The sequence below is a fragment of the Lelliottia wanjuensis genome (assembly GCF_030238365.1).
Classification (GTDB): Bacteria; Pseudomonadota; Gammaproteobacteria; order Enterobacterales; family Enterobacteriaceae; genus Enterobacter; species Enterobacter wanjuensis.
The window spans coordinates 367,809-394,110 of record NZ_JASSOT010000063.1; the positions used below are offsets into that span (position 1 = coordinate 367,809).

Sequence of the window (26,302 nt, forward strand, 5' to 3'; positions counted from 1 at the left end):
CACACTATAAAGTGTTTTATATGGATGACCTGCGAGGGGGGTCACGAAAAGAGCAGCATTCGTCAGCTTTTACATCGCTTTAAGAAAGCGCCGTCATCAGCGATAATTACCCCTTTCTAATTATCCACGGGGTTTCGATGAGCGATTTGCAGCCTTTAGCCACGACGCGCAAGCGCCCGATGAAACTCAACACACTGGTCACCCTGATGGTGTGCGGCGTGATGGGGTCGGTGTTACTGGTGATTTTTGCGCTCTATTTTGTGCAGGTCACCCGCGCCACGCGCGACGGCGTGAAAGATACCGCCCTGGCGATTGCCCGTACGCTTGCCGACAGCCCCGATGTCAAACGCGGCTTACAGCACTCTCCTGAAAACAGCCCGATTCAGTCCGTCGCCGATGCCGTCACCCGCCGCAACGACCTGCTCTTCGCCGTCGTCACCAATATGCAGGGCGTGCGCTACTCTCACCCGAATAACACCCTGCTCGGCAAACGCTTTATCGGGGAAGACATCAGACCGGCGCTGGAAGGGAAGGAAAATGTGGCGGTCAACCACGGCGTACTGGCCGAAGCCTTACGCGTGTTTACCCCAGTTTATAATGATCTGCACCAGCAGATTGGGGTGGTCGCGATTGGGATTTCGCTTAACAAAGTGGATGAACAGATCAGCCGCAGCCGCTGGGGCGCTATCTGGGCGATACTCTTCAGCGCCCTGATGGGCACGCTGGGGACCTGGGGGCTGGTGCATCTTCTGAAGCGGATTTTGTTCGGGCTGGAGCCCTATGAAATCTCCACCCTCTTTGAACAGCGTCAGGCGATGCTGCAATCCCTGAAAGAAGGCGTCATTGCCGTCGACAGCGAGGGGCGCGTCACGATGATTAACCACGCCGCCCGCCAGATCCTCCTCCTGCCGGCGGGCAACACGGACGAGCCACGCCATATGCCGATGCTGGCTTCTTTGCGGCGCGTCTCGCAAACCGGCAAAGCCTTGCAGGATCAGGAGATCGACTGCAACGGGCGTCTGCTGCTGTGCAACACCTTCCCGGTCAGAAGCCAGAGCGCGGTCATTGGTGCGATCAGCACCTTCCGCGACAAAACCGAAGTGCGGGAATTGATGCAGCGAATGGATGGCATGGTGAGCTATGTCGACGCCCTGCGCACTCACTCCCATGAATTTATGAATAAGCTGCATGTGATCCTCGGTCTGCTGCACATGAAGCGCTATGACAAGCTCGAGGAGTATGTCATTCAGACCGCGCAGAATTATCAGACCGATATCGGCGCGATTCAGCATAAAATTAAATCACCGGTGATCGCCGGGTTCCTGCTCGGCAAAATCAACCGCGCCAAGGAGGCAGGCTTTACCCTGACGCTGGCGGAAGAGTGTCTGGTGCCGGACACGCCGAATACCGAGCAGGTAACGGTGCTGATCACCGTGCTTGGCAATCTGATCGAAAACGCGCTGGACGCCATGACCGGCCAGCCCGAGGGCGAAGTCGGTCTGCTGATGCATTATCAAAACGGCTGGCTTAGCTGTGAAATCAGCGACGACGGTCCAGGCATTGCGCCTGAACGACTGGAACATATTTTTACGAAGGGCTTTTCCACCAAAGGTGAAAACCGCGGCGTGGGGCTTTTCCTTGCTCGCCAGCAGCTCGAAAAACTGGGCGGTGAGATTGCCGTCGAATCCGAGCCTGGCGTATTTACTCAATTTTTTGTACAGATCCCCTGGGATAGCGAGAGGAAAATCGCGTGATAAATGTCTTAATTGTCGATGATGATGCCATGGTGGCCGACCTTAACCGTCTGTACGTGAACCGGGTTGAGGGATTTAGCTGCTGCGGCGTGGCCTCTACGCTGAATCAGGCCGAGGCGGTGATTAATAATCCCGCCCAGCCTGTCGACCTGGTGCTGCTCGATGTCTATATGCAACAGGATAACGGGCTGGATCTGCTGCCTATTATCCGCGCATCCGGTCGCCCGATTGATGTGATCATGATTTCATCGGCGTCGGACGCGACCACCATTCAGACCTCGATGCACTACGGGGTGGTGGATTATTTGATCAAGCCTTTCCAGTTCCCGCGCTTTGAAGAGGCGCTGAACGGCTGGAAGGAGAAGAAGCAGCTGATGGGCGCGCATCAATATTATGAGCAGGCGGATGTGGATCGTTTGCTCCACGGCGGCGCGCCGGAGCTGGCGGACAGCAAGCGTCTGCCGAAAGGCTTAACGCCGCAGACCCTGCGCACTATTTGCCAGTGGATTGATGCCCATCCTGACGCGGAGTTTTCGACCGATGACCTGGCGAACGCGGTCAGTATTTCCCGCGTATCCTGCCGTAAATATCTGATTTGGCTGGCGCAGATCACTATCCTGTTCACCAGCATTCACTACGGGGCCACCGGACGTCCGGTGTATCGCTACCGTTTGCAGCCGGAACAGGTCGGGCTGCTCAGGCAGTATTGCCAGTAAGGCGGTAGCGGTTATCCAGAAGCGTAAAGCGGAAATGCTGCATTGAGGAGACCACCACCTCTTTGCTTTTGGTGACGAAGACCGCTTCGATATCAGGCCGCGCGCGCAGCGCGGCACAGCCCTTCTCCACCCCCATCCCGTAAATCAGCGTGGTCCAGATATCCCCGTCGATGGAGTTCGTCGAGATAATCGTCACGCTGTCGAGTTCGTTATCCAGCGGATAGCCCGTGCGCGGGTTCAGAATGTGGTGATAGCGCTTTCCGTCCCGTTCAAAAAAGCGTTCGTAAGTGCCCGATGTGACGACCGATTTATTCTCCACATTCAGCGTGCCGATCAGTTCGTCAGCCCCGCCGAACGGCGTTTTGATCCCCAAAGCCCAGCCCCCTTCCGGCGCGCCCAGCGTCTGAATATTGCCCCCGAGGTTAATCAGCCCGAGGGTTTCGCCCTCTTTACGCAGGTAATCCCGCACCCGATCGGCGATATAGCCTTTGGCGATGGCCCCGAGATCGATCTCCATGCCTGATTTAGTCAGGAACACGCTGCTGGCCGCGTCGTCGAGCACAACTTCCGCTGGATCGGTGATTGTCAGTAGCGCCGCGATCTCATCGGCGGGCGGGACGCTGTCGCCCTGGAAACCAATCTTCCACAGCTTCACCAGCGGGCCAATCGTCAGGTTGAAGGCGCTGTTCTCGAGCAGGCTTGCAGCTTTTGCGATGCGGATCAGTTCATACACCGGACGGCTGACGCTGACCGGGTGTTTTCCGGCGGCGTGGTTGATGTCCATCACCTGCGAGGGCGCGCGGTTGACGGTGAGCAGATCTTCGTACTGTTTGATGAGGCGAAACACCCGCGAGGCGAGCGCTTCGTTGTTCGAGAAGAGTTTCAGGAGAATGGGGGAGCCCATCAGGGTGGCGGTGTAGCTGTAGACGCGATGGTCGTCAGACATGGCAAAGCTCCTCGGTTAAATTGCCGGATGGCGCTGCGCTTATCCGGCCTACAAAACCGTGCCCGGCAAGCGCCGGGCATTGATACTACTGTTTCGCGCGCATCGCCGCCTGGTGTCCGGCAAGGGTACCAAAAATAATGATATCTGCCACGGCGTTACCGCCGATACGGTTCCCACCGTGGATGCCGCCGACCACTTCACCCGCCGCGAAGGCGCCTGGAATGATCTGTTTGTCGCTGTTCAGCACGCAGGTGTCGGTGTTGATGGTCACGCCGCCCATGGTGTGGTGTACGCCTGGGGCGATACGAATCGCGTGGAACGGGCCTTCGTTGATCGGCGCACGCAGCGCGGTGGTGCGGCCAAAATCATCGTCGTGCTGTTTTGCCACAAAACCGTTGTAACGCTCCAGAGTGTCGAGGAAGGTCTGTTTATCCATCCCTAAGGTTTCGGCCAGCGCTTCTGGCGAGCTGGCGCTGGTCACCAGACCTTTGGCGATGTACTCATCCGCCGCTTTGTTTTTCGCGCGAACGTGCTCATCAAACACGATGTAGGCGTATTTCTCTGGCAGAGCGATGATCTGCGCTGAGACTTTGTCGCGGGTCTCCATTTCGTTGAAGAAACGGCTGCCCTTCTGGCTCACCAGGATTGCGCCGCCGCCACGGATGGATTCGGAAATCAGGTATGAGGTGTTCTGCTCCACGGTCGGGTGGATCTGAATTTCGCCCATATCCACGGTCGCCGCGCCGAGACGTTCCAGCAGCGCGATACCGCCGCCGGTGGCACCTTTGTGGTTAGTGGTCACAAAACCATCCAGATCCGGGCGATATTTGACGACCATGCTGCTATTGGCGCTGAAACCGCCGGTCGCCATGATCACGCTGCGCGTTGAAACAGTTACCGTTTCGTTCTCTTCGGTGGTCAGACGCACCCCGGTCACTTCGCCGTTTTCAAAGATAATGTCGCTGACGGAAGTATCGAGCATCACGTCGATGTTGCGTTTGGTGACGTTACGCACCAAGCCGCTGATGAGATATCCGCCCACCGCAGAACCATCTTTTGGACGGTGCGTACGTTCGATGCTCATGCCGCCAGTGGTGGTGATGCCGTTTAGCATGATCCCGCGGGTCGCCAGCCATTCAATCGCTTCTGGCGCGTTTTCGACAAAGCGACGCAGCAGTTCCGGGTTGTTCTTGTTGTGGCCGCCTTTCAGGGATTCCTGGTAGAACAGCTCTTTGCTGTCCTGGATGCCTTGTACGCGCTGGAAGCGGGTTTCTGCCGCGTTCATCCCGGCAGAAGCTTTAATGGTGTTCCCGCCGATGGTTGGCATTTTCTCAACGATCAGGACGCTGGCCCCTTCGTCGTGCGCCTGAATCGCCGCCGCCAGACCTGCACCGCCGGAACCGACAACCACCACGTCAAATTGTTTCGCTGCGTTCGGGTCCACGCCCTCTTCCGCCGCCAGCACTTTGCTGGATTTGACCATCGCTTTGGATACGGCTTTTTTCACCGCTTCGCTCTGGCTGGTCGCGCCGGTGATGGCGTCCACGTGCGGGGTGTTGGCGTCGAGAATGCGGCTGCGGATCTCTTCGAAGCTCGCGACAAACTCCACGTCTTGCGTCGGGCCGGACGCCAGTTCGATATCGGCGATACGGTCGGTTTCAAGGCTGACGTTGATCACCAGCTCGTTGCTGTCGTCCTGCACAGTTTCAGCAAACACGCCCGCTTTGAATTTTGATTCGCCCATGCTCATGTCGCGAATCATCGCTTCCACCAGCGAGAAACGCCACAGCGGTTCCGGGATGTTCAGCGCTTCGCGCTGGGTGCTGTCCATGAACAGCTCGAGGGTTTCGCCGGAGCCGATGCGATCGGTCCAGTCCGGATAAGCAATCGTCGCGCGGCCCACGGCAATCAGATCGTAACCGTGGTCCAGGGCTTCGTTAACGTCAGAAGCATTCACCACGCCACCCACGCCCATCACCGGAATTTGCGCGAGCGTTTCAGAACGCATGGCACGATATTTCTCGATGAGCGGGGTTGGGTCCTGAGTGTCCACGATGGACGGGCGCAGCGTTGCGCCAACGGAGAAGTGCAGATAGTCCAGACCGCGGGCGGCCAGTTTTTCCAGCAGGTACATGGTGTCGTCGAAACGGATGCCCGGGACTTCCATCTCTTCCGGTGAGAAGCGATAGCCAATGATGAAAGCGTCATCCGCGTACTGGCGAACCATTTTGTGGGTAATTTCCAGCACTGCCAGCGGGAATTTAGCGCGGTTGTCGCGACTGCCGCCCCACTCGTCGTCGCGCTGGTTGGAGTTCGGGGAGTAGAACTGCTGAATCAGATAGGTGTTTGCGCCGTGAATTTCGACGCCGTCGAAGCCGGCCTGAATCGCACGGCGAACCGCTTCGCCGAACTTGCCGATCATGCCTTCGACTTCTTCTGTGGTTAACGCCACCGGCGTGGCGGCGCCGTCGCGCGGTGCGGCCACGGCGCTTGGGCCGACCGGAGTACGACCGCCGATCAGTTTCGGGTCGACCATGCGACCACCGTGGTAGATCTGCAGCAGCGCTTTTGAGCCTTTGGATTTGATGGCGTCGGCAATTTTTGCCAGCCCGGCAATTTTCTCGTCGTTGTCGATGCCGATGGCGCCAGGGAATGCCAGGCCCAGATCGTCGACAAAGCAGCATTCAACGATGATGGTGCCGATGCTGCCGGAGCGGGCGCGGTAGTATTCCACCAGCTCGCTGGTCACCGTACCGTCGTAATACCCGGTACAGGTGGTCATCGGTGCCATTAACAGACGGTTTTTGAGTTCGGTACCATTCGGTAATGTGAAAGGACTAAGAATTCGTTCGTTAGTGCTCATAATAGAAACTCCAAACTTTAAAATTGAAATCTGAGAATTCTTTATCGGATTATGTTTCTGGTTAATTTTTTTGCCGATGTCATGGTATTAATATAACGATATTTTTAGTTACTAAAGTTATTACGTTAGTTAAAAAACTATTTAATCCCTTCAATAACATTATTACTACATTGGTGTTATTGATATTAGGGTGTCGCGTTCACAATAATATAAACAACGTTAACTTTTTGATTACTTTTCCGGACAACTCCATACCTACCTAACATACTGTTTTTAGTGAATAATTAGATTAATAACCGTTTGCGTAGAATATCTGTTAAGTGCAGCCAACCAAACAAAATGGATAATATCCACATAACTCAATAGGGTTATTATAAATAGCTTAAAAACTCCTCTGCATTTCTATTTTATTGATCGCGATCAATTCCACTGGCATCGAAAGGCGCAGTATATAAACATCATTAATTTTTAATTTAGCGCTTCGCAAAATGCGTTAAATAGCCTTTTACGAAATAACCACAACGCACCTTTTAAAACTAAAAAAAGTAAATAAATTAAAAAAGTCGCGCTGTGTTTTTTATCACCCGAATTTTTGACAACTTAAGAAGCAATCCTATGAATGATAAAACTGCTGTAACGCCCCCAGTGGCGAGCAAGCCAAAAGACGGAAACAATAAACGTCTGCTGATGATGGCGCTGCCCATTATCGTTGCCGTCCTGCTCCTGTTTGTGCCGGTGCCTGAAGGATTACCGCCGTATGCCTGGCACTATTTCGCGATCTTTGTCGGCGTGATCGTCGGTTTGATCTTCGAACCGCTGCCGGGTGCCGTCATTGGCCTGACCGGCGTCGTCGCCATCGCCCTGTGCAGCCAGTGGGTGCTGTTCAGCCCGGAACAGCTGGCTGACCCGAAATTCAAGCTGGCCGGTGCCTCCTTTAAGTGGGCGGTGAGCGGCTTCGGTAACTCTACCGTCTGGCTGATTTTCGGTGCCTTTATGTTTGCCGCGGGCTACGATAAAACCCGCTTCGGCCGCCGTCTGGCGCTGATTCTGGTGAAATATCTCGGCCGTCGCAGCCTGACGCTCGGTTACGCAATCACCTTCGCGGATCTGCTGCTGGCGCCGTTCACCCCGTCCAATACAGCGCGCAGCGGCGGGACTATCTACCCGATCATCGCTAACCTGCCGCCGCTGTACGGTTCAAAACCGAACGACCCGAGCTCGCGCAAAATTGGCTCTTACCTGATGTGGGTGGCGATCACCGCGGCCTGTATCACCAGCTCCATGTTCCTCTCGGCGCTGGCCCCTAACCTGCTGGCCCTGGCGCTGGTGAAAAGCATCGTCGGTATCAACATCTCCTGGGGCACCTGGTTCATCGCCTTCCTGCCGGTGGGTGTGCTGCTGATTCTGGTGATGCCGCTGCTGGCCTACTGGTTCTACCCGCCAGAAGTCAAAGTCAACGACGAAGTGCCGCTGTGGGCCTGTCGTGAGCTGGAGAAACTGGGCAAACTGTCGCGTAACGAAATCCTGCTGCTGGTCTTCGTCTGCTGTGCGCTGATGATGTGGATTTTCGCCGCCGCGTGGATTGAACCGGCCCTGGCTGCCCTGCTGATTGTTGGCCTGATGCTGTGGACCGGCGTGCTGGAGTGGAACGACATCACCGGCAACAAAGCCGCGTGGAACACCTTTGTCTGGTTCGCTACCTTAGTCGCCCTTGCGGACGGCCTCTCCTCCACCGGCTTCATCGCCTGGCTGGGTAAAGAAGGCGGCCTGCTGATGAGCGGTATTTCGCCGGGTGTGGCGACTATCGTGCTGCTGCTGGCGTTCTACCTGCTGCATTACCTGTTTGCCAGCACCACCGCGCACACCACCGCGCTGCTGCCAGCGATGCTGACCATCGCCGCCACCATCCCAGGTATCAACATGGAAGTGTTCGTCCTGCTGATGGTGACCTCTCTGGGTATCATGGGGATCATCACCCCGTACGGCACCGGCCCAAGCCCGATTTACTACGGCAGCGGCTACCTGCCGACCAAAGATTACTGGCGTCTCGGGACTATCTTTGGCGCCATCTTCCTGGCGGCCCTGCTGCTGATTGGTTATCCGTGGATGTCCATGATGTTCTGATTCATAACCGCCGGGGGACAGCCTCCGGCGGTTTAATTTTATGGAGTGATACGCAATGTCGAACAAAGCCTTTTACTATCAGAATCCGTTCCCTCTCGCCCATGACGACACCGAATACTATCTGCTGACCAAAGAGCACGTCTCTGTAGCGGAATTCAACGGCCAGGAAATTCTCCAGGTTGCGCCCGAAGCCCTGACCTTACTCGCTCAGCAGGCGTTCCACGACGCGGCCTTTATGCTGCGCCCTTCGCACCAGAAACAGGTTGCGGCGATCCTGAATGACCCGGAAGCCAGCGAGAACGATAAATACGTCGCCCTGCAGTTCCTGCGCAACTCTGAAATCTCGGCCAAAGGCGTGCTGCCGACCTGTCAGGACACTGGTACCGCGATCATTATGGGTAAAAAAGGCCAGCGCGTCTGGACCGGCGGCGGTGACGAAGCGGCCCTGAGTCAGGGCGTGTACAACACCTACATCGAAGATAACCTGCGCTACTCTCAGAACGCCGCGCTGGATATGTATAAAGAGGTGAACACCGGCACTAACCTGCCTGCGCAGATTGACCTCTACAGCGTGGACGGGGATGAGTACAAGTTCCTGTGCATGGCGAAAGGCGGCGGTTCCGCGAACAAAACCTATCTCTATCAGGAAACCAAAGCGCTGATCACCCCAGCCAAACTGAAAAATTACCTGGTCGAGAAGATGCGTTCCCTGGGGACAGCGGCCTGCCCTCCTTACCATATCGCCTTTGTGATTGGCGGGACTTCCGCGGAAAGCACCCTGAAAACCGTGAAACTGGCTTCGACTCGCTATTACGACGGCCTGCCGACGGAAGGTAACGAGCACGGTCAGGCGTTCCGCGATGTTCAGCTGGAACAGGAATTGCTGCTGGAAGCGCAGAACTTAGGCTTAGGCGCGCAGTTCGGCGGCAAATACTTCGCCCACGATATCCGCGTGATCCGCCTCCCGCGCCACGGTGCTTCCTGCCCTGTCGGCATGGGCGTCTCCTGCTCGGCTGACCGTAACATCAAAGCGAAAATTAACCGCGATGGGATCTGGATTGAGAAACTGGAACACAATCCGGGCCAGTACATTCCTGAATCACTGCGTCAGCAGGGTGAAGGCGAAGTGGTCAGCATTAACCTGAACCAGCCGATGAGCGAGATCCTGGCGCAACTCTCTGCCCATCCGGTTTCGACTCGTCTGTCCCTGAACGGCACCATTATCGTGGCGCGTGATATCGCTCATGCGAAGCTGAAAGAGCTGCTGGATAACGGCGAAGAACTGCCGCAGTACGTGAAAGATCACCCGATCTACTACGCGGGCCCGGCGAAGACCCCAGAAGGTTACGCCTCTGGCTCTTTAGGCCCAACCACCGCGGGTCGTATGGACTCGTATGTGGACTTACTGCAAGCAAACGGCGCAAGCATGGTGATGCTGGCGAAAGGCAACCGCAGCCAGCAGGTGACGGATGCCTGCCACAAGCACGGCGGTTTCTACCTCGGCAGCATCGGCGGCCCGGCGGCGGTGCTGGCGCAGAACAGCATCAAGAGTCTGGAGTGCGTGGCTTATCCTGAACTGGGGATGGAAGCGATCTGGAAAATCGAAGTCGAGAACTTCCCGGCGTTTATCCTGGTGGATGACAAAGGCAACGACTTCTTCCAGCAGATCCAGAACAAGCAGTGCGCGGGTTGCGCGCAGCGCTGATTGAAACCCTCGCCCGGCGGCACCTCGTTTGCCGGGCCTTCAAGTTTTACAGGCCGGCTCTCCCGGCCTGAACAATCTCCACAATACCTTATGAATCCCGCAGAGTTATTTACATTTCTACAGGCTCGATTCCCTACAATCGGGCGCAGGAAATTCAAGCAGTTACTCTGTTAACGATGATAATGGTAAATGGAAAAAAAACTCCTGATCGGCGAGATTGAACACATCCAGTGGAATTCTGTTGTCCTCAGATGCGGCGAGCAAAGGGAAGTCTTTGAGATCCCGGCGAACGTCCTGAAGCAACTCAAAACCGGTCAACGCGTGCGTCTGTTACTGCGAAAACAGTGTCTGGTGAGGCTGTTCAACATTTCCACGCAAACCCTCTATGAAACCGACTTCTTTGCCAACAAACCCCTGCTGCGCAAATATCAGACGCTGCTGTTTATCATCGCGGCAGCAATCTGCAGCATTCCCGCCGTGGGCGTTGTCCTCAGTTTGATCTTCATCGCCGCACTGATTGGCATCTCCTTCAGGCGAAGCGAAAAAGTGGCCGTCAATGTGGCCCTGACCAGCGCCGTGAGCGGACTGATCTATATCTCGCTGGCGGGATATCTGCTGATGAGCGGTTATTATTTAGCCGCCTTTCTCGCCTGTACGCTGCTGATCTTTATTGTGCTGAGATCCGCAGGCACGATTCAGAATAAAGAGGCCCGCGTGCTTGACCAGGAAGTCTCCGCTGGCCGCCTGGAGGGATCGGTGTCATGAATATTCTCCGCCACGCCGCCGCGACGCTTCCCCTGCTGCTCCCGCTGAGCGTATCGGCGGAGCCTGTGGCCCCTGACTACCTCCGTCATATCAGCTTTCACTCGCCCAGCATGCCAGGATTTCGAACGGTGGATATGCTGAGCACGGGGTTTACCGGGGCTTATGTCACGATGAGCAGCACCCGTGAATCGCTCAATCTCAACGACGTCAAATTTAGCGTGAATCACGACTGGATGGTGATTAAACCGCAGCCAGCGGAGGGACGCGTAAAGCTGCAGATGGTCCGCCAGCCGCGCGCCGATGAAAGAGCTATGACGCTAACGCTGAAAAATCTCAAGACCGGCAATACCCAGAGCCACGACTTTTTCATCGACACCTGGCTGACAGGGGATGGCCTTCTGGATAAAAATTTCGCCAGCGCCCGCGAGCACTGCGCCCGTCTCGGCGGCAAGCTTCTGACCACGCAGGAATTACGCGCGGTTTCGCGCCAGTGGTTTGGCCTGAGCAGCGGTCGGTTGCGCGCGCTGTATCCTGAAGCGACGATATTTAATGAGCAGATGCAGGCAGGTGACAGCTTTTGGGTACATGAGGCCAAACCGCTTTACCTGCACACGGGCACCAAAAGTCACAAGCGCAATGTCGGGACGCTGTGTCGGCACCAGTATGGCAAAGGGGCGGTCTGAAAAGTGATAAAAGCGTTAAAAGCTAGATATCTCTCTCAAGTTACATAAAACATCAATGACTTGAAAAAGTAGTAAGGCTAGACTCCTGCGAACTTCCGGCGCATCCTGGTTCCGATCTCAGTCAGAATGAGGGCGGTGCGGGATGTCTGATGAAAGGTATGACGATAAAGCAAGGAAATGGCGGAGAGAGGGGGATTTGAACCCCCGGTAGAGTTGCCCCTACTCCGGTTTTCGAGACCGGTCCATTCAGCCGCTCTGGCATCTCTCCGTTTTAGTGGTTGCCATGATGCCAGGTAATTTGGCATTTTAAAAGTTCCTTATCCTGCATTTATGTTCAAGTGATGAGTTTGCGAGCGAAGCGATGATTAAGTGGCCCTGGAAATCGAACGAAACCGCACCGAACACGACTTTTCCCTGGGAAGAGGCGCTGGCAATTCCGGTACTCGCCAGTCTTGACCCCGATGAGCAAACCCGACTGGTTCAATTAGCCGATCGTTTTTTACAGCAAAAACGCCTCGTCCCGCTTCAGGGTTTTGAGCTGGATGCGCTAAAAAGCGCGCGTATCGCCCTCCTCTTCTGCCTGCCTGTGCTTGAGCTGGGCTTTGAGTGGCTCGACGGCTTCCATGAAGTGCTGATCTACCCCGCGCCTTTCGTGGTCGATGACGAGTGGGAAGATGATATTGGGCTGGTGCACAATCAGCGCGTCGTACAGTCCGGGCAGAGCTGGCAGCAGGGCCCGATTATCCTCAACTGGCTGGACATCCAGGACTCGTTCGACGCCTCCGGTTTTAACCTGATTATTCATGAAGTGGCCCATAAGCTCGATACCCGCAACGGCGATCGCGCCAGCGGCGTGCCCTTTATTCCTCTGCGGGAAGTGGCGGGCTGGGAGCATGATCTGCATGCAGCGATGAATAACATTCAGGATGAGATCGATCTGGTCGGTGAAAGCGCGGCCAGCATTGATGCTTACGCCGCGACCGATCCGGCGGAGTGCTTTGCCGTCTTGTCGGAATATTTCTTCAGCGCGCCCGAACTGTTCGCCCCGCGCTTCCCGGCGCTGTGGCAGCGTTTTTGCCATTTTTATCAGCAGGACCCGCTACAGCGCCTGCGTGAAAATGCAGGGCCTGACGGACAATCCCCCACTCAAGTACACTAAAACAGCAGGTTGAGTCTTAATTAATCATTTGAATCAGCGTGTTGAATTTAGTGTTGACACAAAATAGCGAGGCCATTAACATGCGCCTCGTTCACACGATTCCTCTGTAGTTCAGTCGGTAGAACGGCGGACTGTTAATCCGTATGTCACTGGTTCGAGTCCAGTCAGAGGAGCCAAATTTTAGTCTTGAGACATCCCAGTGAGTCTTGAGATGTTTTAAAAACAAATAGTTAGTTTGACCCGGCTGTCCTGGTAAGGATTGCCGGGTTTCTTGACATCTGTAGTTTTTGGGGGCTTAATCGGGGGCCTCACGGTTCGTTGAACGAATGGAGCCCCCCGCTATGGCACTCACTGATACCGCTATCCGCAAGCTCAGACCCACAGACAAACCCTTCAAACTCGGCGACAGTTCCGGACTGTACCTGCTGATCAAACCTAACGGCTCAAAACTCTGGTATATGAAATACCGCATTGACGGGAAAGAGAAGAAGCTGGCCTTTGGCCCTTACCCGGATGTTTCCCTGCTTACGGCACGCCAGCTCCGCGATGCGGCACGCAGTAAAATGCGTGAAGGGGTCGATCCTTCCGTTGACAAAAAAATCGCACAGCAGAAAAAGAAAAACGGACAGACATTCCGCCAGATCGCCATGAACTGGCATGCCGATCACCGGCGCTGGTCTGAACATTATGCGACGACTGTCCAGCGCAGGCTGGAAATGTACGTCTTCCCGGATATCGGGGATCGCCTGATCGATCAGATTGAAACGGAGGATTTGCTATTCACATTGCGTAAGGTGGAGAGCAAAGGTTTTCTGGAAATCACCGCCCGGCTGAAAAACTACGTCACCGATATCATGCACTATGGGGTGAAAAAGCTGTTGCTCAAAGCAAACCCGGCGCTGTATCTGGACGGTGAGTTTGCCACACCAGAAACGAATCACTACCCGGCCCTGTCGCTGGATAAATTGCCTGAGCTTTTGTCCCGGACAGATAACTACTGTGGCAGGCTGCTGACGAAATACGCCCTTAAGCTGTCGCTGCTGTTTTTTGTACGCTCCAGCGAGCTACGTTTTGCCCACTGGAGTGAAATCGACTGGCAGCAAAAACTGTGGGTGATCCCGGAAGAACGCGAGCAGATCGAAAACGTGCGTTTCTCTTACCGGGGTTCCAAAATGAAAATTCAGCACATCGTACCACTGTCGGATCAGGCAATAGAGATCCTCAGACAGATCGAAACCCTATCCGGGCATCTGGCCTTTATCTTCCCCGGCGAATACGACCAGGATAAGTGCATGAGCGATAACACCGTGAATAAGGCGCTGCGGGTGATGGGTTATGACACCAAAAAAGATGTCTGCGGACATGGTTTCCGGGCGATGGCGTGCAGTGCGCTCAGTGAGTCGGGATTGTGGAGCAAAGAAGCCATCGAAAAGCAGATGAGCCATCAGGAGAGAAACAGTGTGCGTGCCGCCTATATTCACAAGGCTGAATATCTGGAGGAACGGATCGCCATGATGCAATGGTGGGCGGATTATCTTGATGTTAATTGTGGTAAATATATTTCACCCTATCAATATGCCAGTGTTCTGTAAAAACCTGAATATGTTTCAAAAAAATGCTGATGTCGGTGGGGGTTACACAGAATTAAGGAGTGACTCTGCGACGAACACTTCTGCCCCCTTAGCCGCAAGCATTACCGCGCTGGTAAGCTGGACTGGTTAGCAAAGTACCTTGCTAACCAGTCAAATCATCACAAATTTAGTAACAATTGCTTTCTTATCACCTGTTCTCTACTGGCGGTAATATAAGCCTACGTTTATTCGAATATGGAAGTTAAAATATGGGCGTTCCAGCACATTTGTGGCTCTATGATACTAATGGCTCCCTTATTTATGGAGACAGTAAAGTTATCGGCAGGGAGGGTAGTATAGAAATCCAGAGTTTCATCCACGGCTTAAATATTCCTTTTGACGGGAATACTGGCAGACTGACATCAACCCGCGTTCACAATATCATGAGCATCGAAAAAGAGTTTGATAAAGCGACGCCTTACTTATACCGTGCAGTTGCACAAAGCGAGAACCTGCAAAAAGCAATTATTCGCTGGTATCGTATAAATGATGCTGGTGCTGAAGAGGAATTCTTCAATATTGAGCTTGAAAAGGTACGAGTCATTCATATTCATCCATCCATGCAAAACTTTAAACATCCGGAAGGACAGATGGCGGTACCAACAGAGTCATTAGGTCTGGGTTATGGTCGTATTACCTGGAAGTACCTGGATGGTAATATCCAGTTTACGGATGAATGGAACTCCCGCACTTGTGCGTAAGGATGCAGCACGTGATTTACTGTGAACTGAATTATAACGAAAAGACACTGGATAACAGACTGAAGCTACGCTGTGCTGGCGTTGGAACTTTTCCTGTTTTTTCGGGGCTGGGAGCGTTCACAAATATTCCTGAATTCTCCGGTCGAAAAAATGGTCCCATTCCTCTGGGTAAATACTGGATAGTGGACAGACCAATGGGTGGCATCGGATCGATGGAAAGGATGGCTGAAAAATGGATGAAGACCGGAAACCGCTACTGGCAATGGTTTGCTCTGTACCGCCAGGATGGTCTGATAGACGATAAAACGTTTGTTGATGGTGTACAACGCGGTAGTTTCCGGCTTCATCCTTTGCGTCCAGATGGAACGGGTGTATCTGATGGTTGCATAACATTCGTTAATCAGGCTGATTTTGATCGCGTTCGACACTCATTACAAGATAGTCCAATGCAACCCATTCCATACAGTACCTTGAAAGCGTATGGAGAAATCAACGTCATCGGTATGCGACGTGCATAGATCTTCAATGAAAAGATATGTACCGATAGTGACACGGATCTGTCTCGCCCCGCTTGGCTTTATTCTGGTGTTTATTCTTGGCTTAATGAACCTGGATTTCAGTAGTTACGCATGGAATGGATTTGCACGAAGCCATGGACAGTTATATTTATCAGCCTGTATGGATACTTTCATCTCACTGGTATTTTTGATACTGATATACTTGTTCATTCTGACGCTGACAAAAACATGGTCACGAAATGCAATTATAACTGGCATTACATACCTGGTAGTGTTCCAGATATTATTTATCCTCTTCAGTATGACTGATATCGTCATATGGTTAAAAATAATTGTTGAATACGTCCTTCATTACGCAGGGAGCTGGAGTTTCAAAGATGCACTAAGCCCGGAAGCAATCACAAGTCAAAAAAATAGTCGAGATCTTTTGATGTCTATAATTTATTTTCTTGGAAACACTTTGCTTTCAACCTTAGCAACCAGATTCATCAGTCGGTTTTTCAGGCTCACCACATAATAATCCTTAATGTTTTGGTTTTAAGCATAAACAGTCAAGAACTGGAGGGCAGAGAAACACCAATACATGTGCTAGAAAGTCAGTCAGATACTTAATTGACTGGCTTTCCACCTCTTTGCTTGAAAGAGCAAATGTTCTCTATTAAAAAGCACAATGCTTATTATATTGCAATGTTTTAATTTTCTGGTACATATTTTCTTCTAATGGATACATGCTGCATTTATGCAAAGTTTAATATAATCATACACCGAGGCTTGCCAGGCTATATTTATGGCTTGTTTTTAGCTTCAACTATCTACTGATGCAGATGCTCATAATATAGTGATACAACCTTGACAGAAATAAAAGGCCAGAAAAAGCTGAAGGGTAATGGCGTATAAGGGTAACAGCCCTATCCGAAAAGATAGCCAGCCTGAAACCCAAAAGGCCGGACTGATGCAGAACTCTGAGCTCAGACTGAATTTCCCGGCTGTCTGTCCAGCCAGCAATATTGCCTGCTCAGTGACAGGCCTAGGATGTTTACGCACCTGCCTGATGTGAGGTGTGTATTTTGATACACACCTCACATCAGGCAGGTTTCTTTTTGATTGTCCGCTCCCCGTATGCCGGATGTCGCTTTTCTGCCAAACCGTAATGGACTACAATACCCGCGCAGTCCCGAAGGGGCTGCCGGGCGTGAGAACCCGCGACTGACAGGCAATAGCAGCCATCTGCTATTGCCCTGAACTGCTGTTGATGTGTGCAGTGTTTTTCTGTGCACGACGTTCAATGGTGGCTCAGGCAGGGCAGCCTTCGGGCTGGCCGGTGTCCTGTTAGGCCGGTTTCTCACCCCTGTTCTGGGCCATCGCCATGAGCGTGAGAACTCCTGTGGTGGTCCTTCAACCACTGACAGGAGAATATGATTATGTCTTCTCTTTCTGCGCTGAAAGAACGCCTTCAGTATTACTGTTACAGCGTCTCCCTCTGTGGGGAGTCAGATGAACAGCTCACTATCCTCGATATTAACCGTAAGCCCTGCGGTGTCCTGCATAAAGAATGCGCTATTCGCTGGCTGGACAATGCTGAAGCCTGGCGGGAGCGTTTTCCTGGCGGGCCAGTTCATCATCACACCTCCACCTTTCGTCTGGCCCTTGAAATTCTGAGCAGCCATGCCCTTAACCAGGCATCCGTTATCCGTGAACTGGCTGATACTGATTTTTATTCTCCCGATGACCTGCGCCAGATAAGACTATCACTGTCATCGGTACTTTACGGGTTTGGGTTCCGGCTTGCTGAAGTGCGTATTGCCTGTGGTTATCACGAGGTACAGGGGGGATTGTACGCCCTGACGGAATCCCTGTTCCGGCTCGCTGATGTGGTTTTTTCCGGCCACGGTCAGCAGCTCCTCGTGGAAAGAGCCTGGCTGGACAATCTGGCGCAGTCACTCACCCTCCGGATTATCACCCTTGATGAAATGCTGTTGCAGCCGGGCAGTTTTCAGGGGGATGAGTCAGCCACCGATGAACTCAGTGCCGTCAGTGCGGCAATGAAATCGCTTTTGCTGGATATCGCCCTGGTGCGCGGCGGCTGCTGGCGGCAGTGAAAAGGGGAAATCATGAACCTGAAACCTGAAACCTGTTGAACCCGATGCCCGTGAACTGGTGGACCGCGCCCGCATTCTGGCGGGGGTGATGCTGGAAAACCCCGATGAAACCGGTCCGAATTTTGTCCTGTTGCTCATCCTCGCCGAAAAGCTTCAGCGCCTGCGCGATATTTTCGAAGCAGCTGAGGTCCGCAGGATGCAGGAGGATAAGCTCCCCTTATAACCGTTCCCGGGCTTGCTGAACCGGAAGGTGTTTTCTAAATCACGATATAGTTAAAAAATCAAGGGGAAACTCTTTTTTGATAAAAAAGAGTTTCCCCTTTCCATGCCAGCAGACCGGATGTAAGCTCCGGATTGCACGATGCTGTCTTTGACAGCGCCCACGCTTCATGGCCTGAAAGAAGCGCCTGAGGAACTCAGGATGGCAGCCCCTACCGGTGAATACCTCCGCAAACGCCGGGTCGCAGATAACTGCCACAGAGGTCATACTTCACAGACAACATCTCTTTTTGCTGCGCCAGTTCTCTGGCCAGCACTCCACGACATCTGAAACCTCCGGGTAAATCCGTGCCCGGCTGGCAATCAGCATATTTTACGTTAAGGGCTGCGGCTTGCATTGCCGCCAGGCTTTGCTGCCGCGTGACCGTAAATCTGCGCCAGAATCCGCGATCTTTCGCGCACGGCACTCAACCGGTGCGTCACTTTGCGTCGCGCAAAGCGACAAAGTGACGCACAACCACCACACCGCGCTATCCCCCTGATTTCAGGAAACCGGCGCTCATTCCCGAATCTGACACGCTTTTTTGGGGCCGCTGTCAGCAAAAAAGAGGAGAAAAAGATCGATATCGAGGGGGGCATGACGCCCCGGAGAATTCCTGCTCACGCAGGCAGTCCGTACCCTGTACTGGCTGAAACTCCCTATACCTCAACAAGCTGCCACTCCGGCGTGAAGGTATCGTTCTGGCGCAACCAAAAAGCATACGCCGGAGACTGTTTGTGTTCTCAACATTATGGGGGAAGTATATGGGCAAGTTAGGCGGTGAAATGAAGGTGCTGGCAAAGCACTGTGGCGGTAGTCATAAAACGGTGAACGATCGTATCCAAATTGTGCAACGTTTTGACCACCATTTACGGGCGCTGAACGTCCAGATCCAGCGGGTGACGCAGATTAAGGTTCGCCATATAGAAAGCTACATTCATGAAAGGCTGACGCAAGGGATCGGCGAACGCACGCTGCAAAATGAAATGGCTTCACTACGTGCCGTCCTGCAACAAGCCGGGCGTAAGCAGGTGGCAGAGCATGAACGGCTGAGTAATAAATCGTTGGGGCTGTCTGGTGCATCGCGCAACGGTACTCGACAGCCGATCACGCCAGAACATTATCGTCATGTGCTAGAGAATGCACGTATAAAAGATCAGGGGCTGGCGGCTGTGCTGGAGCTGGCACGGCTGATGGGATTGCGTTCACAGGAAGCGGTACAAAGCGCTCAGTCGCTGAAAACGTGGAAACAGGCTGTCGAACGTGGCGACACGCACTTAACCGTGGTTTTCGGCACCAAAGGTGGACGACCCCGTGAGACGGTGATTCTGGATACTGACGCAGTCAAAAAAGCACTGAATAAAGCGTTAGCTGTAGCAGAAAGCCGTAATAACCGACTTATCAACAAGTCCGACCTGAAAACAGCGATGGATTACTGGCACAACCAGGCGGCACGGATTGGCCTCACTGGCGTATATTCTCCGCATTCACTGCGTTATGCCTGGGCACAGGATGCTATTAGTCACTATCTGGCGCAGGGGTTCAGCAGGAAAGAGGCGCTGGCAATGGTCGCTATAAATCTGGGACATGGTGACGGGCGTGGGCGGTATGTAGCTCAGGTTTATGGGTGTGCATAGTCACTTTCAAAAACGTTTAACATCCAAGGAATATCGCCTGATGGTTATTTTATTGTATATAAAAAAATGTATGTTCTTGATTCCCTAATTTCCTTGAGTTAATGTAACGAACACTCTTTACGCGATAGAGGCGTACTCGCTTCATCCGGTGTATCACTGGAATTTTTTGATTGTGGTCATTTATGCCACGGCCTTCCCAAAAATCTTCGATTTTTACTCAGGCCGTGCCCTTCTAGGTAAAGAGCCGAACCCCGGGTTTCCGGGGTTTTTTATAACATATTTGGCTTCTCTATGGACGATATCAGAGACGACTTCATACTGTGCATTGATGCGGAAGAACTAAGATTAGAAAATCTTCCAAACTTTGTGTTCATCTGTGGCGGCGTGCGAAACAACATTGATGAAGAGTTGCCCGGTTCCATGCGAGATGCGTTGCTACGACGCATTGAACTGACAGATAGAACGCTAAGTTCTCGTATACGCGAAGCTGAGGAATTTCAAGATTGGCTTGAGCATTCTAAAATAGACAATTTGATCGATCTTGAAATCGTTTTGGCTGATTTAGCAAGTGCTGTTATTTTAATCGTTGAGGGATTGGGTGCTTACGCAGAGCTTGGTGCGTTTAGCATTATTGAATCAATTTCAAAGAAACTTATCACTGTTCTCAATACTGATACTATTATTGATAAATCATTTATAAATCTCGGAGTTATTAAATTCTTAGAAGATAATAAAAAATTAGTGCTTAAATATAAATGGGGCGTGGAATATGTAGTATCAGGGGACCGTAAAAAAGTCAACTTGCGTTTTACTAATAATCTTGCCGCAATAAACAATAAAGCAGATATTATCTTAGATAGATTAAAACAAGAGATTTCTATAAAGACACAGTCAACTGTGAAATTTGATCGTGAGCGGAAAGGACACATCTGTTTAGCAATTGCAGATCTAATTTATGTTTTTTCCGCACTAAAAGTTAGTGAAATAAAGATATACCTTTCCGTTGGTTTTTCTATTGAACTTACTGTGAAAAAAATCAAAGAGTATCTTTATATTCTTGAAAACTTAGAGTTTATAAACAGGGTCGATTCTGGTGATATTTTTTATGTAGCATCCGAAAATAATCTTGGTTTTATAAAGTATAGATATAATTCTGAAAAAACAAAGATAACATCTTTCTCAGATATTGATGATGTAAAAACAAAAATCATCCTATTCTATAGAGAACGTGATATTTCTCGGAATGATGCTTTAAATAGGTAACAGGAGAATAATATGAGTTATATTGATAATTTATCCAGAGTGCTAAATTGCTCTGTAATGAGTTTAATCTCCGGCTATATCAAAGCACCTAAAAAATATAAAGTGTTTTATATAAAAAAGAAAAATGGTAAAGGGCTTAGAGAAATAGCACAGCCATCTCCCGATGTTAAAGAAGTTCAGCGAGCAATAGTAAGCACGTTACTTGCTATGTTACCTGTACATGAATGTGCAAAAGCTTATATTAAAGAAACATCAATACTTAACAATGCTGAGCCTCATAGAAAAAATAAATACATCCTTAAAGTTGATTTTGAAAATTTCTTCTATTCAATTAAGCCACAAGATTTATACTTCTATCTTTTAAGAGGAGAAATTAAACTTACTCAGTTTGAATATGAAATCATTAGCCATTATCTTTTCAGACGAAAAAAAGGAGAAAAAAAATTAAGATTATGTATTGGGGCTCCATCATCACCTATTATATCTAATATAGTTATGTATGACTTCGACTGTATTTTATCTAATTATTGTAATTCAAATAATATAGCGTATACCAGATATGCAGACGATATAACGCTTTCATCTGAAAGCTACGGAAAAATCAAAGATGCATATAGTTTCATTGCCAGAGTAGTTTCTGATTTAAAAAAACCTGAACTTAAAATAAACTCAGGTAAAACAAAGATTATTGGAAAAGGAAGATCTCGACGTGTTACAGGGGTTATAATCTCTAATGCAGGTGAACTTGGTGTAGGTAGGTTTCTAAGAAAAAAAATAAGAGCCTTAACTCATCTATATTCTAACCATAAGCTCTCGGAGAGAGACATCCCATACCTATTAGGAATGTTAGCGCATATAAAAAATATTGAGCCAGCATATTACGAAGCGTTAGTCAGTATCCATGGGGACGATTTGTTTAAAAAACTTGGAAAAGACTCTTGCCGAATTTTAGAGAATAAAAGAGGATATAATAATTAATTTTTATTACCTCCTCACGCTTTAATATTAAGGGGAGGTATATTTGAGTCCAAAAGCTTATAACTTTTTTCCCATAATCACTTAAAATTATGTATATTATCGGTATGTTCTCTACCGAGATAGAATTCAACGCTATGAAGTGGGGCAAAAAGTGAACACTAGCCCTTCTTTTAAAATGTGATATAATACAAAAAGATATAATTAACCAAAAATTTAAATAATGGAATTTTCATATGAGAGACTTTCGTTACTTCCTTAAAGAAAAATATAGCAATAGCAGAGCATTAGTTATTGGCATAAATATATATAAAAACATATCTCCTCTTTCGTATGCAGTAAATGATGCAACAGAAATAAGAGATTTACTCATTAGTGAATTCGGTTTTTTAGAAGAAAATATTTCTTTTCTGCTAGATGAAGAAGCAAGCAAAGATAATATATTGCGGTCATTTGCAAGACTGACCAGAGATGATATTGAACTTGATGAAAGAATTTTTATTTTTTACGCTGGGCATGGTGAAACTCGTACAGGAATATATGGTGAAGTTGGTTTCTTAGTTCCGCACGATGCTATTGTTGAGGAATTATCGACATTTATTCGTTGGGATGAGCTTACTAAAAATGCAGAGTTAATAAGAGCCAAACATATTCTATTCATCATGGATGCTTGCTACGGAGGCTTGGCTTTAACCCGGGGTATAGGGCCAGGTAGTACTCGTTTTTTAAACGACATGATGCTACGTTACTCAAGACAAGTACTTACCGCCGGTAAAGCTGATGAAACCGTAGCTGACTCCGGTGGCCCCTTATCCAATCACTCCGTATTTACCGGTCATTTAATTGAAGGGCTCAAAGGAAAAGCAGTAACAGATAATGGGGTTTTAACTGCTAATGGTTTAATGACTTATGTGTATAACAAAGTGTCTAATGATAAAACATCGAATCAGACACCACATTATGGTTATATTGATGGCGATGGTGATTTTATTTTTACTTCCCCATCATGGTCTGATAATGACTCAGAAAAAATGACTGAAAATGATAGATTGATTTCAATACCTTATATTCAAGAAGAGTTCTCCCCGTTAAAAATTGAAGATAAAATTAGGAAAACAAAGAAACTATTGGCAAATGACTCATCATCCATTGAATTGCATGATTTTGTCATCGATGAAGTAAAAAATTATCTTTCTCAAACAAGTGAAGATTTCTTTTCTGTAAATGGTCAGTACACAAAAGAAGTACTCCTTGAGAGAATTTCAAAATATGAACAGCATTCTCAAAACATAAACTTGATCATTTCATGTATAGCATATTGGGCACGCCCTTTACATATTTCATTATTAAGAAAAGCATTAGCTCGTTCAACCGATCGACTTGAGAGAGGGGGGGGGCTCACTTTATGGTTAAATCTCCGATGGTATCCTTTAATAATGCAATTATACTCATTAGGGATATCAGCCCTTGAAAATAAGCAATATGATACCTTATTCGAGGTATTCTTTATAAAATTAGATTCATCACTTTCTTATGATGGAAAGCAATCTTACTTGGTAGAAGCTGTTGCCAATGCTATTTTAGAATTAACTCGACACGACACTTTTAAGCAACTCCCCGGTTTTGAAAGGTTTTACACACCAATGAGTGAACATCTCCATACAATATTACAACCATTGATTGATGACACTCTTTTCATTGGAAAGAATTATGAAAATACATTTGATGAGTTTGAATGCCTATTTTCACTTGTTGTTGCTGATTTAAAAAATCAACAAGAACGTACAGTATGGGGACCTATCGGTCGTTTTGGTTGGAAACAACAGCGCGGTAACAACGCCCCTCTATCTAATATGATTCGTGAAGCCAAAGCGCAAGGCCAAAATTGGGCACCATTGAAAAGTGGTTTTTTTGGAGGAGATATTACGAGATTCTCTACAGTAGCAGATGAATACTTAAAAGGCGTATCACAATTACATTGGTATTAATACTTAGCTAAAGCGCCATTATTTTATATAAAGGCGCTTAATTTTTACTCCTGCTCCCATTCGTTACAAACAGTCAAAGTGGCCTTATATTTTTTTGCAGATATATTATAGTATGAAAAAAGGTCCGGGCTTGACATTATGTTTTTTATTTCATTAATATATGTCTCTTTAAACATCATTTTATCAACCTTGCCATCTAAATATTTCTGGCAAGCTTCGTCATATTGATTCAAAAGATCCTCAACGCAAGAATCATAAGCTTTATATAATAATTCAAGCGCATATTCGTCTTCATTAGTCAAAGAGCCAGATTTCTTTTTCGCTAAGAAAGGAGACAAAATTGGTGTCATATTGTTTATTGTATTTCTAGCACTTGTTATACCAGTTCTGATCTGTAATTCAATTGCTCCATGCTGCAATTTCAAAGCCTCATTTGCATTCTGCTGCGCGACCTTAACATCTTGTCTAGATTTAATAAATGTATAGATAGATAACAATAGAGCAATTATAGAAACCCCCAAGGAATACAAGTTATAGCTATCTGAACTCATTGATGTCGTCCTCTATTGAGCATTGCAATTAAATCTATTAAATCATCATTGCTTGCATAATTGTCTCCACGAGTATTAATTTTTATTGAATCATTATTCTTATCAGACAGGTTGCCTTGTTCATTCGCTATAGTTTTCTTTATTTCGTGAATAATTGCGTTTTTTTGCTTTTGTGATATCTTCCTGATCCGAATAGCTAAACCTAGTTCTAACAGTACATTTCTTAGTTCACTTAATCTCTCTTTTTCAGCTGCATTTACTACACGTAACACATACGAATCGTATGACATATCACTTACCATATATTTTCTCCTGTAGATCTATAATAGAATCATACAATATTTTTTCTATTAAATGAAATAGTTACATGTCTTTAAGCTGATAATTAGTACGTCTATCTACATTGTGTATAGCCATGAACTAACACTAATTACAAATCACTGCTAAGTGATAACAATGTTATATCTTAAATTTGCTATAAATCACACTTTTGACTCAAAATTTGTATGGGGGCTTATTTGAGGGCTCGTATTTAATCGTGCCATAAAAAAATAATTAAAATTCAATTAGATATGTGAAATATTGTATCCAGTCAGAGGAGCCATATTTAGAGAAGCCCGCTCAGGTAAACCTGAGCGGGCTTTTTGTTATGTTCGCCAGCGTTCTGAAAATTCGTTATCATCCGTTCCCCTTCTCTGCCCGGTCAGCCTGATGTCACCCATTATCGATACCTTTGTTGCCCCACCGTGCCATGACCAGATTGAAATTGTCTCTCAGGACGAACATCTGGTGCTGATCAACAAGCCCGCCGGGCTGCTGAGCCTCTCGGGGAAAAACCCGCAGAATCTCGATTCGGTGCATCACCGGCTGGTGAAGATCTTCCCCGGCTGCACGCTGGTTCACCGTCTGGATTTCGGTACGTCTGGTTTGATGGTGGTGGCCCGCAACAAAGCGATCAACGCCGCACTGTGCCAGCAGTTCAGCGAACGCACGGTGACGAAGGTGTACAGCGCCCTGCTCTGCGGGCATCTGGATAATGATGAAGGGGTGATAGACGCGGCGATAGCCAAAGATCCGGCCCTGTTCCCGCTGATGTCGATATGTTCTGTTAGCGGCAAACCCGCCCGCTCTCGCTACCGGGTGGTTGATCGTTTTTACCGTGAGTTACTGCCGTTGACGCGGGTAGAGCTAACCCCGGAGACCGGGCGGACCCACCAGCTGCGCATTCACTGCCAGCAGCTGGGCCACCCTATTCTGGGCTGCGATCTGTATGGCGGCCTTCTGCTCCCGGGTACAGAACAGACGCCGCGGCTGATGCTGCATGCCAGCGAGCTGGATTTCGTGCATCCCGTCAGCGGGGAGGGGGTCTGCGCCCGCCATACTCCACCGTTCTAACGGCGAAAATCCTTACCACATCAGATCGTCAGGGATTTTGAAATCTGCATACGGATCGTCTTCGTCCTGCTCTTCCTGACTCAACGCACTGTTCAGGACGATACTGTCCGCATCGCGCTGGGCGATTTTATCGGCCACGCTGGCAGGGATAATCGCATATTCGCTCTTGCCGCTGCTGTCCACCACCAGGCGGGCAATTGCCAGACGACCGTTGATCAGCTGCGCCTGCGTCTGCTTATCGACGGCGATTTTTTTGATCAGATTATTGTCGGTGAAGTTGAAGTCGATGTTGCCTCTTGAAACATCGATGCGGTTCATCTCAATCAGCTGCTTCACCTGCGCTTTAAACTCTTTCGCCAGCGTCGCCTGTTTCTGCTGCTCGCTCAGCTGTTTGTCACGCTCCATCTGCGCTTTTTTATTCTCTTCCACGGCTTCTCTGGCCTCACGGGCCTGAACGCGGGATTTTTTGGCGGTTCGCTGAACCTTGGCCACTTTTTTGCTGGAGACGAGTCCGGCTTTGAGCATCTGCTCTTGTAAGGTAAGTTTTGTCATCTTCGTATCTGAACCTGA

General features: G+C 49.4%; 23 protein-coding genes and 2 tRNA genes. 19 read left to right on the plus strand and 6 right to left on the minus strand.

Annotated elements, in window-relative coordinates; all coding sequences use genetic code 11:
- The first annotated feature begins 137 nt into the window (after window positions 1-137).
- Both QQF33_RS15655 and dcuR read left to right on the plus strand, forming a co-directional pair.
- A complete protein-coding gene (locus QQF33_RS15655) occupies window positions 138-1,754 on the plus strand; it encodes a sensor histidine kinase (protein WP_285158114.1) in 1,617 nt (538 codons plus the stop codon).
- Entirely contained in the window at window positions 1,751-2,470 is a 720-nt protein-coding gene (gene dcuR / locus QQF33_RS15660; protein ID WP_282495376.1) for a two-component system response regulator DcuR, read from the plus strand. Before QQF33_RS15655 ends, dcuR begins: the two co-directional genes overlap by 4 nt.
- On the opposite strand, the gene QQF33_RS15665 is transcribed toward dcuR, so the two are convergent.
- Both QQF33_RS15665 and QQF33_RS15670 read right to left on the minus strand, forming a co-directional pair.
- Window positions 2,451-3,416, minus strand: coding sequence for an FAD:protein FMN transferase (locus QQF33_RS15665; protein WP_285158115.1), 966 nt, complete (start codon window positions 3,414-3,416; stop codon window positions 2,451-2,453). The genes dcuR and QQF33_RS15665 overlap by 20 nt on opposite strands.
- An 85-nt stretch (window positions 3,417-3,501) precedes the next feature.
- A complete protein-coding gene (locus QQF33_RS15670) occupies window positions 3,502-6,279 on the minus strand; it encodes a flavocytochrome c (RefSeq protein ID WP_285158116.1) in 2,778 nt (925 codons plus the stop codon).
- 615 nt (window positions 6,280-6,894) lie between these two features.
- Here QQF33_RS15670 and QQF33_RS15675 point away from each other — a divergent pair.
- The 4 genes from QQF33_RS15675 (at window position 6,895) to QQF33_RS15690 (ending at window position 11,556) form a co-directional block, all read left to right on the plus strand.
- On the plus strand, window positions 6,895-8,403 hold the full coding sequence (locus QQF33_RS15675; RefSeq protein ID WP_282495373.1) for an anion permease: 1,509 nt from the start codon (window positions 6,895-6,897) through the stop codon (window positions 8,401-8,403).
- Between the two features lie 55 nt (window positions 8,404-8,458).
- Window positions 8,459-10,108 (plus strand): class I fumarate hydratase FumA, encoded by a 1,650-nt coding sequence (gene fumA / locus QQF33_RS15680; protein WP_285149397.1) that lies wholly within the window; start codon window positions 8,459-8,461, stop codon window positions 10,106-10,108.
- A gap of 189 nt (window positions 10,109-10,297) precedes the next feature.
- The gene (locus QQF33_RS15685) at window positions 10,298-10,873 is read left to right on the plus strand and encodes a hypothetical protein (RefSeq protein WP_285149396.1); all 576 of its coding nucleotides are present in this window, start codon (window positions 10,298-10,300) and stop codon (window positions 10,871-10,873) included.
- On the plus strand, window positions 10,870-11,556 hold the full coding sequence (locus QQF33_RS15690) for a hypothetical protein (protein ID WP_285149395.1): 687 nt from the start codon (window positions 10,870-10,872) through the stop codon (window positions 11,554-11,556). Before QQF33_RS15685 ends, QQF33_RS15690 begins: the two co-directional genes overlap by 4 nt.
- Window positions 11,557-11,734: 178 nt before the next feature.
- Here QQF33_RS15690 and QQF33_RS15695 read toward each other — a convergent pair.
- Window positions 11,735-11,824 (minus strand) — tRNA-Ser (locus QQF33_RS15695).
- 93 nt (window positions 11,825-11,917) lie between these two features.
- On the opposite strand from QQF33_RS15695, the gene mtfA reads away from it, so the two are divergent.
- The 12 genes from mtfA (at window position 11,918) to QQF33_RS15750 (ending at window position 23,786) form a co-directional block, all read left to right on the plus strand.
- On the plus strand, window positions 11,918-12,715 hold the full coding sequence (gene mtfA, locus QQF33_RS15700; protein ID WP_285144154.1) for a DgsA anti-repressor MtfA: 798 nt from the start codon (window positions 11,918-11,920) through the stop codon (window positions 12,713-12,715).
- A gap of 100 nt (window positions 12,716-12,815) precedes the next feature.
- Window positions 12,816-12,891: transfer RNA gene (locus QQF33_RS15705), tRNA-Asn, on the plus strand.
- A gap of 165 nt (window positions 12,892-13,056) precedes the next feature.
- A complete protein-coding gene (locus tag QQF33_RS15710) occupies window positions 13,057-14,307 on the plus strand; it encodes a tyrosine-type recombinase/integrase (RefSeq protein WP_285158117.1) in 1,251 nt (416 codons plus the stop codon).
- 248 nt (window positions 14,308-14,555) lie between these two features.
- Window positions 14,556-15,047: an Hcp family type VI secretion system effector gene (locus QQF33_RS15715; protein WP_285158119.1), complete on the plus strand. Its 492-nt coding sequence runs from the start codon at window positions 14,556-14,558 to the stop codon at window positions 15,045-15,047.
- An 11-nt stretch (window positions 15,048-15,058) separates the two neighbouring features.
- The gene (locus QQF33_RS15720) at window positions 15,059-15,565 is read left to right on the plus strand and encodes a DUF2778 domain-containing protein (protein WP_285158120.1); all 507 of its coding nucleotides are present in this window, start codon (window positions 15,059-15,061) and stop codon (window positions 15,563-15,565) included.
- 1,285 nt (window positions 15,566-16,850) lie between these two features.
- Entirely contained in the window at window positions 16,851-16,898 is a 48-nt protein-coding gene (locus tag QQF33_RS25875; RefSeq protein WP_077942703.1) for an ash family protein, read from the plus strand.
- Window positions 16,899-16,986: 88 nt separating this feature from the next.
- Window positions 16,987-17,664, plus strand: a complete 678-nt coding sequence (locus tag QQF33_RS15725; protein ID WP_285158121.1) for a hypothetical protein — start codon at window positions 16,987-16,989, stop codon at window positions 17,662-17,664.
- A gap of 25 nt (window positions 17,665-17,689) precedes the next feature.
- Window positions 17,690-17,887, plus strand: coding sequence for a hypothetical protein (locus tag QQF33_RS15730; RefSeq protein WP_285158148.1), 198 nt, complete (start codon window positions 17,690-17,692; stop codon window positions 17,885-17,887).
- A gap of 800 nt (window positions 17,888-18,687) precedes the next feature.
- Window positions 18,688-19,560, plus strand: a complete 873-nt coding sequence (locus tag QQF33_RS15735; RefSeq protein ID WP_285158122.1) for an integrase domain-containing protein — start codon at window positions 18,688-18,690, stop codon at window positions 19,558-19,560.
- Between the two features lie 291 nt (window positions 19,561-19,851).
- Window positions 19,852-20,823, plus strand: coding sequence for a retron St85 family effector protein (locus QQF33_RS15740; protein ID WP_285158123.1), 972 nt, complete (start codon window positions 19,852-19,854; stop codon window positions 20,821-20,823).
- Window positions 20,824-20,835: 12 nt separating this feature from the next.
- Entirely contained in the window at window positions 20,836-21,801 is a 966-nt protein-coding gene (locus tag QQF33_RS15745; protein ID WP_285158124.1) for a retron St85 family RNA-directed DNA polymerase, read from the plus strand.
- A 233-nt stretch (window positions 21,802-22,034) separates the two neighbouring features.
- Entirely contained in the window at window positions 22,035-23,786 is a 1,752-nt protein-coding gene (locus QQF33_RS15750) for a caspase family protein (protein WP_285158125.1), read from the plus strand.
- Between the two features lie 44 nt (window positions 23,787-23,830).
- Here the strand turns inward: QQF33_RS15750 and QQF33_RS15755 are convergent, their stop codons facing one another.
- The gene (locus QQF33_RS15755) at window positions 23,831-24,337 is read right to left on the minus strand and encodes a hypothetical protein (RefSeq protein WP_285158126.1); all 507 of its coding nucleotides are present in this window, start codon (window positions 24,335-24,337) and stop codon (window positions 23,831-23,833) included.
- Window positions 24,334-24,639 (minus strand): hypothetical protein, encoded by a 306-nt coding sequence (locus QQF33_RS15760; protein WP_285158127.1) that lies wholly within the window; start codon window positions 24,637-24,639, stop codon window positions 24,334-24,336. Before QQF33_RS15760 ends, QQF33_RS15755 begins: the two co-directional genes overlap by 4 nt.
- Before the next feature lie 409 nt (window positions 24,640-25,048).
- Between QQF33_RS15760 and QQF33_RS15765 the strand changes: the two genes are divergently transcribed.
- Window positions 25,049-25,732 (plus strand): RluA family pseudouridine synthase, encoded by a 684-nt coding sequence (locus QQF33_RS15765; RefSeq protein ID WP_285149394.1) that lies wholly within the window; start codon window positions 25,049-25,051, stop codon window positions 25,730-25,732.
- A 12-nt stretch (window positions 25,733-25,744) separates the two neighbouring features.
- Here QQF33_RS15765 and QQF33_RS15770 read toward each other — a convergent pair whose 3' ends face one another.
- On the minus strand, window positions 25,745-26,284 hold the full coding sequence (locus QQF33_RS15770) for a DUF2058 domain-containing protein (RefSeq protein ID WP_282494027.1): 540 nt from the start codon (window positions 26,282-26,284) through the stop codon (window positions 25,745-25,747).
- Window positions 26,285-26,302 lie beyond the last annotated feature (18 nt).

Bases quoted from the DNA above. Each gene is read 5' to 3' on its own strand.
- QQF33_RS15670 (WP_285158116.1), bottom strand. From the start codon at position 6,279: ATGAGCACTAACGAACGAATTCTTAGTCCTTTCACATTACCGAATGGT.
- QQF33_RS15725 (WP_285158121.1), top strand. From the start codon at position 16,987: ATGTCTTCTCTTTCTGCGCTGAAAGAACGCCTTCAGTATTACTGTTAC.
- QQF33_RS15770 (WP_282494027.1), bottom strand. From the start codon at position 26,284: ATGACAAAACTTACCTTACAAGAGCAGATGCTCAAAGCCGGACTCGTC.
- QQF33_RS15735 (WP_285158122.1), top strand. From the start codon at position 18,688: ATGGGCAAGTTAGGCGGTGAAATGAAGGTGCTGGCAAAGCACTGTGGC.
- QQF33_RS15715 (WP_285158119.1), top strand. From the start codon at position 14,556: ATGGGCGTTCCAGCACATTTGTGGCTCTATGATACTAATGGCTCCCTT.
- QQF33_RS15675 (WP_282495373.1), top strand. From the start codon at position 6,895: ATGAATGATAAAACTGCTGTAACGCCCCCAGTGGCGAGCAAGCCAAAA.
- QQF33_RS15710 (WP_285158117.1), top strand. From the start codon at position 13,057: ATGGCACTCACTGATACCGCTATCCGCAAGCTCAGACCCACAGACAAA.
- QQF33_RS15745 (WP_285158124.1), top strand. From the start codon at position 20,836: ATGAGTTATATTGATAATTTATCCAGAGTGCTAAATTGCTCTGTAATG.
- QQF33_RS15760 (WP_285158127.1), bottom strand. From the start codon at position 24,639: ATGGTAAGTGATATGTCATACGATTCGTATGTGTTACGTGTAGTAAAT.
- QQF33_RS15655 (WP_285158114.1), top strand. From the start codon at position 138: ATGAGCGATTTGCAGCCTTTAGCCACGACGCGCAAGCGCCCGATGAAA.
- QQF33_RS15765 (WP_285149394.1), top strand. From the start codon at position 25,049: ATGTCACCCATTATCGATACCTTTGTTGCCCCACCGTGCCATGACCAG.
- QQF33_RS15690 (WP_285149395.1), top strand. From the start codon at position 10,870: ATGAATATTCTCCGCCACGCCGCCGCGACGCTTCCCCTGCTGCTCCCG.
- QQF33_RS15685 (WP_285149396.1), top strand. From the start codon at position 10,298: ATGGAAAAAAAACTCCTGATCGGCGAGATTGAACACATCCAGTGGAAT.
- QQF33_RS15665 (WP_285158115.1), bottom strand. From the start codon at position 3,416: ATGTCTGACGACCATCGCGTCTACAGCTACACCGCCACCCTGATGGGC.
- QQF33_RS15755 (WP_285158126.1), bottom strand. From the start codon at position 24,337: ATGAGTTCAGATAGCTATAACTTGTATTCCTTGGGGGTTTCTATAATT.
- QQF33_RS15740 (WP_285158123.1), top strand. From the start codon at position 19,852: ATGGACGATATCAGAGACGACTTCATACTGTGCATTGATGCGGAAGAA.
- fumA (WP_285149397.1), top strand. From the start codon at position 8,459: ATGTCGAACAAAGCCTTTTACTATCAGAATCCGTTCCCTCTCGCCCAT.
- QQF33_RS15750 (WP_285158125.1), top strand. From the start codon at position 22,035: ATGAGAGACTTTCGTTACTTCCTTAAAGAAAAATATAGCAATAGCAGA.
- mtfA (WP_285144154.1), top strand. From the start codon at position 11,918: ATGATTAAGTGGCCCTGGAAATCGAACGAAACCGCACCGAACACGACT.